15 protein-coding genes are annotated in these 16,180 nt (G+C 64.6%); 11 read left to right on the plus strand and 4 right to left on the minus strand.

The window, feature by feature from the left end:
• Positions 1-91 precede the first annotated feature (91 nt).
• Positions 92-2,176: a cytochrome c biogenesis protein ResB gene (locus KW845_RS20185; RefSeq protein ID WP_218371100.1), complete on the plus strand. Its 2,085-nt coding sequence runs from the start codon at positions 92-94 to the stop codon at positions 2,174-2,176.
• 8 nt (positions 2,177-2,184) lie between these two features.
• A complete protein-coding gene (ccsB, locus tag KW845_RS20190) occupies positions 2,185-3,525 on the plus strand; it encodes a c-type cytochrome biogenesis protein CcsB (RefSeq protein ID WP_255592762.1) in 1,341 nt (446 codons plus the stop codon).
• A gap of 22 nt (positions 3,526-3,547) precedes the next feature.
• Here the strand turns inward: ccsB and lysA are convergent, their stop codons facing one another.
• On the minus strand, positions 3,548-4,840 hold the full coding sequence (lysA, locus tag KW845_RS20195; protein WP_218371101.1) for a diaminopimelate decarboxylase: 1,293 nt from the start codon (positions 4,838-4,840) through the stop codon (positions 3,548-3,550).
• Complete coding sequence (locus KW845_RS20200; RefSeq protein WP_255592763.1) at positions 4,837-4,989, minus strand: lipoprotein; 153 nt, start codon at positions 4,987-4,989, stop codon at positions 4,837-4,839. Before KW845_RS20200 ends, lysA begins: the two co-directional genes overlap by 4 nt.
• A 55-nt stretch (positions 4,990-5,044) precedes the next feature.
• Between KW845_RS20200 and cyaY the strand changes: the two genes are divergently transcribed.
• A complete protein-coding gene (gene cyaY, locus KW845_RS20205) occupies positions 5,045-5,374 on the plus strand; it encodes an iron donor protein CyaY (RefSeq protein ID WP_218371103.1) in 330 nt (109 codons plus the stop codon).
• A gap of 44 nt (positions 5,375-5,418) precedes the next feature.
• On the opposite strand, the gene KW845_RS20210 is transcribed toward cyaY, so the two are convergent.
• Positions 5,419-7,875 (minus strand): penicillin-binding protein 1A, encoded by a 2,457-nt coding sequence (locus KW845_RS20210; RefSeq protein WP_218371104.1) that lies wholly within the window; start codon positions 7,873-7,875, stop codon positions 5,419-5,421.
• On the opposite strand from KW845_RS20210, the gene KW845_RS20215 reads away from it, so the two are divergent.
• The 4 genes from KW845_RS20215 to KW845_RS20230 are packed head-to-tail and all read left to right on the plus strand — an operon-like array spanning position 7,790 to position 10,824.
• Positions 7,790-7,993, plus strand: coding sequence for a hypothetical protein (locus KW845_RS20215; RefSeq protein ID WP_218371458.1), 204 nt, complete (start codon positions 7,790-7,792; stop codon positions 7,991-7,993). The two genes, KW845_RS20210 and KW845_RS20215, sit on opposite strands and share 86 nt — an antisense overlap.
• The gene (locus tag KW845_RS20220) at positions 7,990-8,610 is read left to right on the plus strand and encodes a shikimate kinase (RefSeq protein WP_218371105.1); all 621 of its coding nucleotides are present in this window, start codon (positions 7,990-7,992) and stop codon (positions 8,608-8,610) included. The genes KW845_RS20215 and KW845_RS20220 overlap by 4 nt, the downstream gene beginning before the upstream one ends.
• The gene (gene aroB / locus KW845_RS20225; RefSeq protein ID WP_218371106.1) at positions 8,607-9,683 is read left to right on the plus strand and encodes a 3-dehydroquinate synthase; all 1,077 of its coding nucleotides are present in this window, start codon (positions 8,607-8,609) and stop codon (positions 9,681-9,683) included. Before KW845_RS20220 ends, aroB begins: the two co-directional genes overlap by 4 nt.
• A 19-nt stretch (positions 9,684-9,702) precedes the next feature.
• On the plus strand, positions 9,703-10,824 hold the full coding sequence (locus KW845_RS20230; RefSeq protein ID WP_218371440.1) for a deoxyguanosinetriphosphate triphosphohydrolase: 1,122 nt from the start codon (positions 9,703-9,705) through the stop codon (positions 10,822-10,824).
• Between the two features lie 12 nt (positions 10,825-10,836).
• Here the strand turns inward: KW845_RS20230 and KW845_RS20235 are convergent, their stop codons facing one another.
• Positions 10,837-11,751, minus strand: coding sequence for a LysR substrate-binding domain-containing protein (locus KW845_RS20235; RefSeq protein ID WP_218371107.1), 915 nt, complete (start codon positions 11,749-11,751; stop codon positions 10,837-10,839).
• 180 nt (positions 11,752-11,931) lie between these two features.
• Here KW845_RS20235 and KW845_RS20240 point away from each other — a divergent pair, with 180 nt between their 5' ends.
• From KW845_RS20240 to KW845_RS20255, 4 genes are read left to right on the plus strand one after another with little or no spacing between them, the layout of a single operon-like run.
• Entirely contained in the window at positions 11,932-13,392 is a 1,461-nt protein-coding gene (locus KW845_RS20240; protein WP_218371441.1) for an aldehyde dehydrogenase, read from the plus strand.
• Positions 13,393-13,432: 40 nt separating this feature from the next.
• On the plus strand, positions 13,433-14,518 hold the full coding sequence (locus tag KW845_RS20245; protein WP_218371108.1) for an ABC transporter substrate-binding protein: 1,086 nt from the start codon (positions 13,433-13,435) through the stop codon (positions 14,516-14,518).
• Positions 14,519-14,528: 10 nt separating this feature from the next.
• A complete protein-coding gene (locus KW845_RS20250) occupies positions 14,529-15,362 on the plus strand; it encodes an ABC transporter permease (protein ID WP_218371109.1) in 834 nt (277 codons plus the stop codon).
• Positions 15,359-16,180, plus strand: a complete 822-nt coding sequence (locus KW845_RS20255) for an ABC transporter permease (protein ID WP_218371110.1) — start codon at positions 15,359-15,361, stop codon at positions 16,178-16,180. The genes KW845_RS20250 and KW845_RS20255 overlap by 4 nt, the downstream gene beginning before the upstream one ends.

Here is a 16,180-nt window from a genome sequence, read left to right on the forward strand (position 1 = left end):
GCGCAGCAATACTCGCGTCCACCCGGAACCGGATTCCGGTGGGCGCTGTCAATAAGGGGGGAAGCCGGTAGTGCGGCCCCCCTTTTTTTTCATGAATACGACCTCCCAGCCCTCCCGCCCCCTGCGCAGCCTGCCCAGCGACCTTTTCGAGTTGCTTGGCTCGATGCGGTTTGCCGTGAGCCTGCTGATGTTCATCTGCGTGGCCAGCGTGCTGGGCACGGTGCTGGTGCAGAATCGGTCGTCCAACACCTATATCGATCAGTTCGGGCCGTTCTGGTTCGAAGTGTTCGACAAGTTCTCGATCTGGCACGTCTACAACAGTTGGTGGTTCCTGGCGATCATGGGCTTCCTGGTGGTGTCCACCTCTCTGTGCCTGATCCGCAATACCCCGAAGATGCTGCACGAGGCCCGGTCGTTTCGCGAACATGTACGCGCCAGCAGCCTGCGCGCTTTCCCGCATCGGGTCGAACTCACCGAAGCGGCGCCTGTCGATGAGGCGGTGAGCGGCGTCAGGGGGCTGCTGACCAAGCTGGGCTATGCGGTGCGCGAGCGCCGCGATGGCGATGGCGTGATGCTGGCCGCCAAGAAAGGCAGCGCCAACCGCCTGGGTTACATCTGCGCCCATTCGGCCATGGTGATCATCTGCCTGGGCGGCCTGCTCGACAGCGAACTGGCGGTGCGCCTGCAGGTGCTGCTGGCCGGCAAGCAGCCCATCGTGGAAAACATGCTGATTTCGCAGGTACCGACCAGCGGCCGCTTGTCGATGGCGAACCCCAGCTTCCGTGCCAGCGTGCTGGTTCCCGAGGGCGGGCAGGCCAGTACGGCGGTGGTCATGGTGGGCGATGGCGCCCTGGTGCAGCCTTTGCCGTTCACCCTGAAACTGAAGAAATTCCTGATCGACTACTACTCTACGGGCATGCCCAGCCGATTTGCCAGCGAAGTAGAAGTCACCGACCCCGATACCGGCAAGACCTTCGAGTCGACCATCGAGGTCAACGAACCGCTGCGCTACAAGGGCGTAACGGTCTATCAGTCCAGCTTCGACGATGGCGGCAGCAGCGTCAGCCTGAAGGGTTATCCGCTGGTGGGCGCTACCGCCGCTGCCTTCGACGTCGACGGCACGGTGGGCAAGCCCGCGGAAATCACCGCGCGCGGGGCCGACGGCGGCGCCCGCAGCATGCAGGTCGAGATCACGGCGCTGCGGCCCATCAACGTCGAAGACCTGACCGGCGGTACGCCGCGCGGCAATCAATTGACCCTGGGCGAGCACGTGGCCTCGGTATCCGGTAGCGCTGCCGGCAAAAAGAACGAGAACTTGCGCAATGTGGGCCCCAGTGTCGAATACCGGCTGGTCGACCAGGCCGGCCAGGCGCACGAGTTCATGAACTATATGCTGCCCGTCGAACTGGATGGCGCCGCGGTGTTCCTGGCCGGCGTGCGCGACAATGCTTCCGAGAACTTCCGTTATCTGCGCATTCCCGCCGATGCCGACAGCTCGCTGGGGGAATTCATGCAATTGCGCGCCGCGCTGGCCGACCCGGCCGCGCGCCGCGAAGCCGCGCGACGTTTTGCCGAGCGCAACAGCTCGGCGCAGGCCGAACGCCAGTCACTGCAGACGGCGGCCGAGCGGGCCTTGGACACCTTCGCCACGGGCGGGCTGCAGGCCATTGCCAATTTCCTGCAGGCCAATACTCCGCCCGCCGACCTGGAGCGCGCGGCCGATGTGGTCATCCGCCTGATCGGCGTTTCGATGACCGAACTGCGCGAAGTGGCGCGGGAACGCGCCGGCATGCCGCGCCTGCCCGACGACGGCCCCGAGGCCGAGCGCGCGGCGCAGTGGTCGCGCCTGGCGGTGGCGGCGCTGTCCGACCTGAATGTCTATCCGGCTCCGGTCTTCCTGGCGCTCTCCAATTTCAACCACGTGCAGGCCAGCGTATTCCAGGTCAGCCGCACGCCCGGCAAGACGGCGGTATACATCGGCTGCCTGCTGCTGGTGCTGGGCGTGTTCTCGATGTTCTATATCCGTGACCGGCGTGTCTGGGTCTGGATCAAGCCGGCCGCCGATGGCGCGGGCAGCGACATCCAGGCCGCAATGACTTCGCAGAAGCGTACACTGGACTTCAACCACGAGTTCGACCGCTTCAAACAGGCGTTGCTGCGCCGAAACAGGTCCTGAGGTTTTCCATGTCTGTGAGCACTTCCTCCCATTCTTCCGACGTCCTGTGGCGTCCGGATCTGTCGCCTACCGGCGACGCGCGCGCGCAGCGCGGCAGGCCCGACTGGACCGACCTGGTTTTCTTCCTGCTGCTGGCCGTGGGCGCCGGCTATGCGCTGACCGGCTACGGCAGCGCCATGGACTACTACGAAAAAATCATCCTGTGCGGCACGGTGTTCGCGCTGACCTGGATGGGCTGGCTGTGGCGCCCGCTGCGGCGCCTGATGATCGCCTGCGCCCTGGCCGCCGGCCTGGCGCTGGTGCTGTACCAGAGCGACCTGGGGCGTGCCGAGCAGGTGTTCTTCCTGAAGTACCTGTTTTCGTCGCAGTCGGCCATTTTGTGGATGTGCGCGCTGTTCATCCTGGCCACGGCCTGCTACTGGATCGGCATTTTCAGCCCGACCGCCGCCTGGCTGGGCACGGCCCTGACCTGGGGCGCGGTGTTCGCCGGCGTGACGGGCATGCTGGTGCGTTGGCGCGAAGGGCACCTGATGGGGCCCGACCTGGGCCATATCCCGGTCAGCAACCTGTATGAAGTGTTCGTGCTGTTTTCGCTGATTACGGCGCTGTTCTACCTGTACTACGAACGCAAATACGCCACCCGCGCGCTGGGGGGGTTCGTGCTGCTGGTGATCTCGTCGGCCACGGTGTTCCTGCTGTGGTACGCATTCACGCGCGATGCGGCCCAGATCCAGCCGCTGGTACCGGCCCTGAAAAGCTGGTGGATGAAGCTGCACGTACCGGCCAATTTCATTGGCTACGGCACATTCTCGCTGGCGGCCATGGTGGGCTTTGCCTACCTGGTCAAGCAGCATGGTACGACGACTTCATGGGCCAAGCTGGCGCCGCTGTTCGTGCTGGGCGTGCTGCTGTGCGTGGAACCCATGGTGTTCCGCACCGATGGCTTGTCGGCCACCTGGATGATCTACTTCGGCGTGGGCGTGGTCATCGTGGGCGCCATCCTGCTGGGCCGGCGCCGTATCGCCCAGGCACTGCCGTCGCTGGAAGTGCTGGACGACATCATGTACCGGGCCATCGCCGTCGGCTTCGCGTTTTTCACGGTGGCAACCATCCTGGGCGCGCTGTGGGCCGCCGATGCCTGGGGTGCCTATTGGCAGTGGGACCCCAAGGAAACCTGGGCCCTGATCGTGTGGCTGAACTACGCCGCATGGCTGCACATGCGCTTGATGAAGGGCCTGCGCGGCCACCTGGCAGCCTACTGGGCCCTGGTGGGGCTGCTGATCACCGGCTTCGCCTTCCTGGGCGTGAACATGTTCCTGTCGGGGCTGCACTCGTACGGGGAACTGTAGGCGCGGGTGCCCCCGCGCGGCTTCAGGGTAGCGTGGCTTCGCCGCGCAGCAGGTCGTCGAGGGTTTCGCGCTGGCGCACGATATAGTGGCGGCTGCCATCGACCATGACTTCGGCCGCGCGCGCCCGGGTGTTGTAGTTGCTGGCCATGACCATGGCGTAGGCGCCGGCCGATTCCAGCGCCAGCACGTCGCCGGCCTGCAGCGACAGTTTGCGCTGGCGGGCCAGCCAATCGGCGCTTTCGCACACCGGACCGACGATATCGTACTCAGTGGCCGTGCCATCGCGTGGCGCCACCGGCTGCACCCCATGGTAGGCGTCATACAGCGCCGGGCGCAGCAGATCGTTCATGGCGGCATCGACAATGGCGAAATTGCGGGCTTGCGCGTGCTTCAGGTACTGCACCGTGGTCAGCAGCACGCCGGCATTGCCCACCAGCGATCGGCCCGGTTCCAGCACCAGGTGCAGCCGCGCCAGGCCGCGTGCCTGCAGGCGTTCGAATACCTGGTCAAGCAGCGCCTTGGGCGAAGGCGGCACTTCGTCGGTATAGCGGATGCCCAGGCCGCCGCCCAGGTCCAGGTGCTGGATGGCAATACCTGCGGCGTCGAGTTGCTGGATCAGGTCCAGCAGCTTTTCCAGTGCGTCGAAGTAAGGGCTGATATCGGTAAGCTGCGAGCCGATATGGCAGTCGACGCCCACGACTTCCAGCCCCGGCAACGAGGCGGCCGTACGATAGGCCTCGAGCGCCGATTCGATGGCGATGCCGAACTTGTTTTCCTTGAGGCCGGTGGAAATATACGGGTGGGTTTGCGCATCGACATCGGGGTTGACGCGCAGCGACACGCGCGCGCGCCGTCCCACGGACTGCGCCACGTCGGACAGGCATTGCAGTTCGGCCTGGGATTCGACGTTGAAGCATTTCACATCGGCTTGCAAGGCGGCGCGCATTTCCCAGACTTGCTTGCCCACGCCCGAAAATACGATCTTGGCCGGATCGCCGCCGGCAGCCAGCACACGCTTGAGCTCACCGCCCGAAACAATGTCGAAACCGGCACCCAGGCGGGCGAATTCTTTCAGCACGGCCAAGTTGGAATTGGCCTTCATGCCATAGCAAACCAGCACGGGGCGTTCGCCGATGGCGCTGCTATACGAGTGCCAGGCCTGGGCCAGCGCCGCGCGCGAATATACGTACAGCGGGGTGCCAAGTTGGCTGGCCAGGGCGTCGAGCGCCACGCCTTCGGCGTGCAGGACACCGTTCTGGTAATGGAAATGCGGATGGCCGACCAGGCCGGGCCGCATGGAATTCGGGGATGTCATGGAAGCGAGTCGGGGGCGGGGATGTGGGGCGGCTCGGATTGCTCGGGTTCGGGCTGGCCGGGCTGCGGCGGCAGGTACAGCGGGCCCTTGAAGCCGCAGGCGGCGACCAGGCCGGTCGCGGCAAGCGTGGCTACAATGCGTAAAACCATGCGGCTGCGTGCCAAATGGAACACTCGAAACTCCGTAATTCTTGCAGGCTCGATTATGACTGAAACCGAATTCCTTGCGTTGGTCGACCAAATACTGGACAGCATCGAGAGCCAGGCCGACGATTGGGCGGCCTCGCTGGATGTCGATGTCGAGGCCAGCCGCAGCGGCAACGTGCTGACGCTGGTGTTCGAAGACGGCACCCACGTGGTCGTGAACAGCCAGGCCGCCATGCAGGAGATCTGGGTCGCCGCCCGCAGCGGCGGTTTCCACTACCGCTACGACGGCCAGCACTGGAACGATACCCGGGGCGGCCCGCCGCTGCACGACGCGCTGTCGCAGATCTGCTCCGAAGCCGCCGGCGTGCCGGTGACCGTGCGGCTGTAACGCCGGCCGCTACTGCGCTACCGACCGGCGTTACAGCCGCACGGTCAGAACGGTATTTTCTGCGACCAGGGCGTCTGTTTCTGGGGGTTCAGGTCGGGCGACACACGGATGCTGTTGTCGCCGCCACCCGTCAGGCCGTTCAGGAACTCGCCCAACTGGTCGGTTTCGGGGGCGGTGGGTTCAGACAGCCCCAACCGTGCCACCGCCTGCCCAGGCGGGAATTCCGAGAAATAGAACTCGCCGCGCTCGACCAGCAGGCCGTCGGGACGCGGCCGTTCTTTTTGCTCGGGCACGCCCTTGAGCATATCCGCCATGTAGTCCAGCCAGATCGGCATGGCCACGCCGCCGCCTGTTTCGCGCGAACCCAGCGACTTGGGCTGGTCGAATCCCATCCAGGCGGTAGCCACCAGGCTGGGCGTATAGCCCGAGAACCAGGCGTCGACCGATTCGTTGGTGGTGCCCGTCTTGCCGGCGATGTCCGAACGCTTGAGCGTGGCGCGTGCGCGCGCCGCGGTACCGCTGGTGGCTACGCCGCGCAGCATGTCGTCCATGACGTAGGCCGTGCGCGGGTCGATGGCGCGGGCCGTGGCATCGCCCGCCACGATGGGCTTGGACTGCATCAGCACTTTGCCGCTGCTGTCGGTGACGCGTTCGATGAGGAAGGGCGCGATGCGGTAGCCACCGTTGGCAAACACCGAGAAAGCACCTGCCAGCTGCAACGGGGTGACCGAGCCTGCCCCCAATGCCAGCGGCAGTACCGCGGGCTGGCGTGCCTTGTCGAAGCCGAAACGCGTCAGGTAGTCTTGCGCGTACTGCGGGCCGATGGCCTGCAGGATGCGGATCGACACCATGTTCTTGGATTTGTACAGGCCCTGGCGCATTGTCAGCATGGGCTCGTAGACGTTGCCGTAGTTCTTGGGATGCCAGGCCTTGGAACCGGTCTGCCCGGCGGTAAGCTCGAACGGCTGGTCGGATATCTGCGTGGCCGGCGTCAGGCCGCGTTCGAGCGAGGCGGCGTAGATGAACGGCTTGATGTTCGAGCCGGGCTGGCGCCAGGCCTGTGTGACGCGGTTGAACTTGCCGCGGTAGAAGTCGAAGCCGCCCACCATGGCGCGAATTGCGCCATCTTGCGGCGACAGCGATACGAACGCGGCTTGCACCGCCGGCATGTTGATGACTTCCCAGCCGTCGCCGTACTTATGGATGTACACCACCGAGCCGCGCTGCAGGCGTCGTTCGGCCGAGGCCTTGCTGCCCAGCGAGCGCGCCACCACCGCCAAGACCTTCTTGTCGTTGATGACGATGATTTCATTGGCGCTGCGCGCCACCTTGATTTCAGTGGGGGACGCCGACAGCACCACACCGGTCAGCAGGTCGTCGCTGTCGGGGTATTTTTCGAATACGCCGTCCAGGTAGTCGTCCAGTGCCTGGGGGTTGTTCTCGATGCCCTCGGGCATGTCGAGCTGTTCTTCCGGGCCGGGGTAGATGGAGCGGCGCGTGTACTGCAGCACGCCATCGCGCACCGCGTGGTAGGCAGATTCCTGGTCTTTCGAGTGCACCGTGGTGTAGATATTGATGCCGCGCGAATACAGATCGTCTTGGTAGATGCCGTAGAGCAACTGGCGCGCCAGTTCGGCCACGTATTCGCCATGGATGGCATAGCCTCCGGCCGGCGTGCCCTGGGCGGCCTTCATCACGATGGGCTGCGCCTTGGCTTGCTGGTATTCGGTGTCGGTCAGGTAACCCAGCGAATGCATGCGGCCCAGCACGTAGTTCTGACGCAGTTCGGCGCGCGGGCGGTTGGCAATGGGGTTAAAGCGCGAGGGCGCCTTGGGAATGCCCGCCAGCATGGCGGCCTCGGCCGCCGTGACTTCCGATACGGGTTTGCCGAAATAGGTGCGCGACGCCGCCGCGAAGCCATAGGCGCGGTGCCCCAGGTAGATCTGGTTCATGTAGAGCTCAAGGATCTGGTCCTTGGTGAGCTCGGATTCGATCTTGAAGGTCAGCAGCAGTTCGTAGAACTTGCGCGAATAGGTCTTCTCGGACGACAGATAGAAATTGCGCGCCACCTGCATGGTGATGGTGCTGGCGCCCTGCGACTTCGACATGCTGAGCAGGTTGGCCAGGCCGGCGCGCACCACGCCTGCCCAGTCGATGCCGCCGTGCTGGTAGAAGCGGTCGTCTTCGGCGGCCAGCACGGCCGATTTCATGACGTCGGGAAATTCATTGAAGCGCAGCACGTTGCGTCGTTCTTCGCCGAACTCGCCGATCAGGACGTGATCGCTGGTATAGACGCGCAGCGGCACCCGCGGCCGGTAGTCGGTCATGGCGTGCAGGTCTGGCAGGTTGGGCCAGGCCAACGCCAGTGCCATGCCGCCCAGCAAGATGCCACACAGCGCCAGGCCGCCAAAGAAAATGCCCATCTTCACGAAAAACCGCAAAATGGGCGATCCGTTCTTGGGAGATGGGGCTTTTTTGGAAGAATTCTGCGACTTGCTCATCGCGGCGATTTTACGGGCATCTGCAGGCACGCTTGGCCGCCGCTACCGGGTTTCTGTAACAAATTCGTTCAGTGTGGTAAGCGGGCAACTGGCTGGCGATGGGATAATGCGGGCATGAATGTATTGGCCAATACAGATCCTGCCGCCAACGCGGGTCCTTGCGAGAGCCCCGGCACGGCGGCCGAAGCGAGTCCGCGCGCGCACTTGCCGCACGACCTGCCCATTTTCCTGGTGGGCATGATGGGGGCGGGCAAAACCACCATCGGGCGCGGGCTGGCACGCGCGCTGGGGCGCGAATTCATCGACCTGGACCACGAACTGGAAGCGCGCTGCGGCGTGCGGGTGCCGGTCATCTTTGAAATCGAAGGCGAAGGCGGCTTTCGCAAACGCGAGGCCGCCGCGCTGGACCACTGCACCCAGCGGTGCGGCATCGTGCTGGCTACGGGCGGCGGGGCCGTGCTGGCGCCCGAGAACCGCCGGCTGTTACGCGAACGCGGCGTGGTGGTGTACCTGCGCGCCAGCCTCGATGAACTGGTCCGGCGCACCAGCCGCGACCGCAATCGTCCGCTGCTGGCCAACCCCGATCCGCGCGGCACGCTGTGCGACTTGATGAGCAAGCGCGAACCCCTGTATGAAGAAGTCGCCGATTTGGTGGTGGAAACCGGCACCATGCCGGTCTCGCACCTGGTGAAATCGCTGCTGCCGCTGTTGCAAGCCTACGAGAAGAATCCATGACCGTTGTTGAAGTCGACACCCCCGGCGGCCGCTATCCCATCCATATCGGCCCAGGCCGCCTGGATGCGCTGGACCAATCCATTCCGGCCGATGCCACGGCCATTGCGGTGGTCACCAATCCCACCGTGGCGGCCCTGTACGGCGAGCGCGTCGAGGCGGCCCTGGCGCGCACCGGCCGCCGCGTGCTGCGCATCGAACTGCCCGACGGCGAGTCTCATAAAGACTGGCAGACCCTGAACCTGATCTTCGACGCATTGCTTACCCACCGCCTGGACCGCCGCGCCGTGCTGGTGGCGCTGGGCGGCGGCGTGATCGGCGACATGACCGGCTTCGCCGCGGCGGTCTACATGCGCGGCATCCGTTTCGTGCAGGTGCCCACCACGCTGCTGGCGCAGGTGGATTCTTCAGTGGGCGGCAAGACGGCGGTGAATCACCCGCTGGGCAAGAACATGGTCGGCGCCTTCTACCAGCCGGTGGCCGTCGAGATCGACACCGATGTGCTGGGCACCCTGCCGGCGCGCGAAGTGTCGGCTGGCCTGGCCGAGGTGATCAAATATGGCCTGATCCTGGATGCCGAGTTCTGGGGGTGGTGCGAAACCAATGCCGCCGCCCTGCGCGCCCTGGATCCCGCCGCGCTGGCCCATGCCATTCGCCGTTCGTGCGAACTGAAGGCGCAAGTGGTGGGCAAGGACGAACGCGAATCCGGCCTGCGCGCCATCCTGAACCTGGGCCACACCTTCGGCCATGCCATCGAATCGGGCCTGGGCTACGGCGAATGGCTGCACGGCGAGGCCGTGGGTTGCGGCATGGTGCAGGCGGCTGAATTGTCGGCCCAGGTGGCGGGTTTTCCGCGTGCCGACGTGGCGCGCGTGCGTGACCTGGTGCATGCCATCGGCTGCCCCACGGTGGCCCCCGACCTGGGGGCCGACCGCTGGCTGGCACTGATGCAGGTAGACAAGAAAACCGAGGGTGGTGAGATCCGCTTTGTGTTGATGCCGCGTATCGGCCAGGCGGTGACGCGGGCCGCGCCGCTGGACGCCGTGCGCGACGTCCTGGCCCGCACGGTGCAATGACCCAAGAGGGACGATGCCAATGACCGAACTGGCCTGCTACGCATCCGATCCCTCTGTCACACGCGGACGCCGGCATGCCGAACCCGCTCCGCAGAACCGCACCGAATTCCAGCGCGATCGCGACCGCATCATCCATTGCACGGCCTTCCGGCGGCTGGAATACAAGACGCAGGTGTTCGTCAACCACGAAGGCGACCTGTTTCGCACGCGCCTGACGCACAGCCTGGAAGTTGCACAGATTGCCCGCACGCTGGCCCGCAGCCTGCACCTGTCGGAAGACCTGACCGAAGCCATTGCCCTGGCGCACGACCTGGGCCACACGCCTTTTGGCCATGCCGGACAAGACGAACTGAACGCCTGCATGCGCGAACTGGCGCCGCAGGCAGGCGGCTTCGAGCACAACCTGCAAAGCCTGCGCGTGGTCGACGAGCTGGAAGAGCGCTACGCCGAGTTCAGCGGCCTGAATCTGTGCTTCGAGACGCGCGAAGGCATCTTGAAGCACTGCTCGGTCGCGCATGCACGCCAGTTGGGCGATGTGGGCGAACGCTTCCTGAACCGTACCCAGCCGTCGCTGGAGGCCCAGCTGGCCAACCTGGCCGACGAGATCGCCTACAACAACCACGATATCGACGACGGCCTGCGTTCGGGCCTGATCACGCTGGAACAGATGCAGGATGTGGCCATCTTCGCGCGCCATTACGCCGACGTGGCCGAACGCTATCCGCAACTGGCGGCGCGCCGCGCCATCGCCGAAACCGTGCGGCGCATGATCAACACGCTGATCACGGACCTGACCGCGACCTCATTGGCGCGCATTGCCGATACGGCCCCGGCCGATGCCAATGCGGTGCGCCGCGCACCGCCGCTGGCGGGCTTTTCGGACAGCGTGCGCCGCGAAGCCGATGAACTCAAGCGTTTCCTGTTCGACAACCTGTATCGGCACTATCGTGTGGTGCGCATGACCAGCAAGGCGCGCCGCATCGTGCGCGAATTGTTCCAGGCATTCCTGGCCGATCCCCGGCTGCTGCCGCCGGATCACCAGCGGCCGGAACCCGAGCAGGCGCGCGCCATCGCCGATTACATCGCCGGCATGACTGACCGCTACGCGATTCGCGAGCATCGGCGGTTGTTCGACATGTAAGGGCATTGCCCGTCATGCCAGCGGCTGCAGCTTGCCCGCCGTCATTTCGTGGGCGACTTCTCGCAGCGTTTGCGTAAACATGCGCACCACCAAGGGGCGCGGGCGCTCGCGTTGAAAGAGGAAGCGCGGGCGGATATCGATGGTGGGGGCAAAGCGGCGCTGCACCAGGTCGGGCCAGGCATTGGACATCAATGTGAATGGGTCCACCAGCGCGACCGCCCGCAGCGGTTCAACCATGGCATACGTGGTGACCGTGCTGTTGGACACCAGGCGCGTTGCGTAGTCGACACTAGTCTGCCGGAAGGCCTCGCGTAGCCGCCAGCCCGTCAGGGTGTCGTCTGCAAATGAAATCAGCGGCTGGCCGCGCAGCAGCTTCGGGGTCAGGGTCGCATGCCGGGCCAGGGGATGCGAGCGGTGCAATATTGCCGCCAATTCGCTGCTGCAGAATTCTTCGATCTCGAGCGTACCGGTGGGGGCGGAGACGTCCAGGATGCCCATGTCGACCTGGCTGTTGTTGACATATTCCACCACATGGCGCGTGGGCAGCGCGCGCACATCAAACGAGACTTCCGGGTGGGCCTGCGCATAGCGACCCACCGCGCGCGCCACCATTGACATCGCCAGCGTGGAGACCGCGGCCACGGTAATGCGTCCGCGGATCCCCTGGCGAATTTCCGAGGCGGCGTGCTGCACCGACGCCACGCTGCCGAACAGGCGTTCTACCTCGGGCATCAGCGCGTCGGCCTCGGGGGTGCAAACCAGGCGCCCGCGTACCCGCAGGAACAGGGTCAGGCCCAGTTCTGCCTCGAGCAGGCGCAGCGTTTTGGTGACTGCGGGCTGCGAGACATAGAGCATGCGTCCCGCGGCCGAGACCGAGCCGGTCTTGACCACGGTGCGAAACACTTCGAGATGTCGGACGTTGATCATGGCGGCCTCGTGGATAATGAAACCCATAACTTTTTGGCAGGAAGAAGCTGCCAAAATTCTATTGGATTTTATAGGATGCACTTCCTACACTGCCAGGCATCAGGACCCGGAGCTACCCCGGCCTGGCAATCTTCAAGGAGGAAAGCGGTGAGCATTCCGGCAAAGGAAGAATGGGCCTCGATGGCGGCGACGCTGCGCCCTGAATGGCGTGCCTTCATTGACGGGCAGTATCGGCCGGCGCTGTCGGGCAAGACGCTGGCCACGATCAACCCGGCTACCGGCCAGGTGATCGCCGAGGTGGCGGCCTGCGGCGCCGAGGATGTGGACGCTGCCGTGGCATCCGCGCGCAAGGCCTTCGAATCCGGGGTGTGGTCGCGCCGCGCGCCCACAGAGCGCAAGCAGGTGCTGCTGGCATTTGCCCAGGCATTGATGACGCATCGCGAGGAACTGGCGTTGCTGGAGTCCCTGGATGTCGGCAAACCCATCACCAATGCCTATAACGGCGATATTGTGAGCGCGGCCACTTGCATCCAGTGGTACGCCGAGGCCATCGACAAGTTGTACGGGGAAATGGCGCCGGCACCGGCGGGCATGACGACCATGGTCGTGCGTGAACCGATCGGCGTGGTGGCGGCCGTGGTGCCCTGGAACTACCCGCTGTCCATGGCTGCCTGGAAGCTGGGCCCCGCGTTGGCAGCCGGCAACTCCGTCATTCTGAAGCCCGCTGAACAGTCGCCGCTGACGGCCATCCGCATCGCGCAATTGGCCGTGGATGCCGGCTTGCCGCCCGGCGTGCTCAACGTCTTGCCGGGTTACGGCGAAACAGCCGGGCAGGCCCTGGGCCTGCACATGGATGTCGACGGCGTGGGTTTCACGGGTTCGACCGAGGTGGGCAAGCTGTTCATGCAGTATTCGGGCCGTTCGAACATCAAGCGGGTGGGGCTGGAATGCGGCGGCAAGAGCCCGCATATCGTGCTGGCCGATTGCCCCGACCTGGACGCGGCGGCACGAGCCGTGGCAATGGGCATCTTTGCCAACTCGGGTCAGGTCTGCAATGCCGGTTCGCGACTGATCGTCGAGGCGCCGGTGCGGGATGCGCTGCTGGACAAAGTCCTGCAGATTGCCGCTGAAATGCGTCCGGGCGATCCCCTCGACCCGGCCACCCGGTTGGGGCCGGTGGTCAGCCAGTCCCAGTACGACCGCGTACTGTCCTACATCGACGCCGGACGCGCCGACGGCGCGCAAGTGCTGGCGGGCGGGGGGCCCGCCCTGCCGGACAGCGGCGGCTTCTACATCGAGCCTACCGTGTTCGGCAAGGTATCGAACGGCATGCGCATTGCCCAAGAGGAGATATTCGGGCCCGTGCTGGCGGCCATCACTGTGGAAAGCGTGGAGCAGGCACTGCAGGTGGCCAACGATACGATCTACGGGTTGGCGGCGGCAGTATGGACGCGCGATATCGGCAAGGCGCATCGAGCCGCCCAAGGGTTGAAGGCCGGTGTGGTCTGGATCAATTGTTTCGACCGCGGCAGCATGTCGGCGCCGTTTGGCGGCTTCAAGCAGTCGGGCTTTGGCCGCGATAAATCCATGCACGCCTTTGACAAGTACATGGATTGGAAGGCCATCTGGGTGGCAACCTGATCCGTCGACGACGGGTCGATTACACAGCAAGGGGACAGGCATGAAAAAGCATGACGCGCAGCATCATTCCAGGACCGCTGGCAGCGACCAGCAGGCAGGCGTGCCGCGACGCACGGTGCTGAAGGCCGTCGCCGCGGCAGGGCTGGCTGGCTGGGCGCCATTCGTTCGCGCCCAGTCCAGGACATTGACCGTGACGTGTTGGGGAGGAAGCTACGAGGCCGCGGTGCGCAGCGCATTCGTGGAGCCTTTCGCCAAAGAGAAGGGCGTGACGGTTACCCTGGTCAACAGCGCCGACCTGACTCGCATGAAGGTGCAGGTGCAAAGCAAGAACGTCAGTTGGGATGTCTTCGACAGCATCGGGCCGCAGATTATGGCGGGATCGCGGGAAGGCCTGTGGGAAGCCGTCGATACCTCGCGCATCGACGGCGGTGGCCTGGTGCAAAAACCAGGCAAGGACCATGTCTCGACCTATTTCTATGCCGGCGGCATCGGTTTCGATCCGAAGCGATTCCCGGACGGAAAGCACCCCACAACGTTCAAGGAACTGTGGGACGTCCAGAAGTTTCCGGGGCGGCGCGGGCTGCGGTCGCGCGTTAGCGAAAACCTGGAAATGGCCCTGCTGGCCGACGGGGTCGCGCCCGACGCGCTTTATCCCCTGGATATCGAGCGTGCCTTCAAGTCGATGGACCGCATCAAGGATGCCGTGCGCAAGTGGATAGAGACCACGCCAGAGACGGTCACGCTGCTGGCCAATAACGAAGTGGATTTCTCTTATACCTATCTGAGCCGGGTGCTGCCCGCGCAGCGCAATGGGCAGTCGGTGCAGATGTCGCTTGCCCAGACCCTCAACAGCTTCGAATACCTGGCCGTTCCCAAGCATGGGCGCAATACGCAATTGGCGATGGACTACATTGCCTTCTGCCTGCGCCCGGACCGCCAGGCCGCGTTCTGCGAAATGGTCGAGTTCTCGCCCAATGCCCTGGCCGCACTGGACAGCCTGAGCCCCGCCGCGCGGGCCCGGATTCCCGATATGAAAGATCCCAACAGCATCATCGTCGATGATGCCTGGTGGGGCGAGCACTACGAGGCGCTACAGCGGCGCTTCACCGAATGGATGCTGATGTAGGCCCGCCGGGATGACGCACTCGCTCAGTCCGCGCACGGTTATCACGCTTCTGGTGCCGTTGGGTGCATTACTGGCCGTGTTCTTTCTTTGGCCGCTGGCAATGGTGGGCTGGTCCAGCATCCATGACCAGCAGTTCACGCTCAAGGGCTATGCGCAGGTGTTGACCGGTACCCTGATTCACCGGGTGCTGTGGAATACCTTGCAGATCAGTGTGCTGGCCACACTGACCAGTCTGTTGCTGGGCTATGCGATCGCGCTGCACCTGGCGTCCATGTCGCCCGCGCGGCGTGCGCCCTATCTGATCATGGTCATGCTGCCGTTCTGGACCAGCATCCTGGTCAAGAGCTTCGCGTTCACGGTGGTGCTGGGCGATGCCGGCATCGTGAACCAACTGCTGGGATGGCTGAGCGGCGGTACCTGGCATGTGGAGATGATGTTCAATCGCGTGGGGGTAATTGTCGGCATGACCAACTACCTGCTGCCCTTCATGGTGCTGCCCATCATGGCCAGCCTGCTCAACCAGAACCGCAGCCTGTATCTTGCCGCCGAGATCATGGGTGCAGGGCCGCTGCGCGTGTTCTGGCGCATCACGTTGCCGTTGAGTTTGCCTGGCGTATATGCCGGCGTGCTGATGTGCATGACGCTTTCCATGGGCATGTACATCACGCCGGCCCTGCTGGGCGGACGGCGCGACATGATGCTGGCCAACCTGATCGATTTCTACACGCGCCAGACACTGGATTGGAATCTGGCCTCGGCTATTGCCATGCTGCTGCTGTTGCTGTCGGGGCTGCTGTTATGGGTGCTGGGCCGTGTGCAGCGCGACGACCGGGAGGCGGCATGACGCCCAGCTCGCCCTATCCGGCCCGCGGCATGCGCCGCACCTGGAACCGCTGTATCACCGTGCTGGCCTGGATCGGCTATTTCTTCCTGCTGCTGCCCAGCCTGGTGATCGTGCCCATTTCATTCGGGGGCGGACAGGAACTGAGGTTTCCGCCCGATTCTTTCTCGCTGGACTTGTTCCGCCGGTTTTTCGCCGAGCCCGCCTGGTGGCAGGCGGCCGTCAAGAGCCTGATCGTGGCCAGCGCCACCACCGTCATGGCGCTGGCCGTGGCGCTACCGGGCGCCTATGCCTTGGCGCGCACGCGTTTTCGGGGACGGCGCCTGCTCGAGGTGCTGGCCATCGCGCCCATGCTGGTGCCGGTGGTCGTACTGGGACTGGGCATGTACATGCACTTGTCCGCGTTGGCATTGGTGGACACCCTGGCTGGCGTGGCCCTGGCGCACACCGTGGTAGTGCTGCCCTTCATGATGGTGGCGGTGGGCTCTGGATTGCGCCAGGCCGATCCCGCGCTGGAGACGGTGGCCACCTTGATGGGAGCGGGTCCGCTGCGCATTTTTGTAGAGGTGGTATTGCCGCAAATCCGGCCCTCTGTACTGGTGGGGGTGTTGTTCGCGTTCCTGATTTCGTTCGACGAGGTCGTCTTGTCGTACTTCATCACGGGACCCGCATCCACCACGCTGCCGGTCAAGATGTACAGCGCCATCCGCTGGGAAGTATCGCCCGTACTTGCGGCTGTCTCGACGCTGCTGACAGGGCTTAGCCTGGCGGTGTGCCTGATGATCATCCGCTTGCAGCCGCCGACGCCGCGCGCCGATTGA

The sequence above is a fragment of the Bordetella sp. BOR01 genome (assembly GCF_019218885.1).
Classification (GTDB): Bacteria; Pseudomonadota; Gammaproteobacteria; order Burkholderiales; family Burkholderiaceae_B; genus Bordetella_A.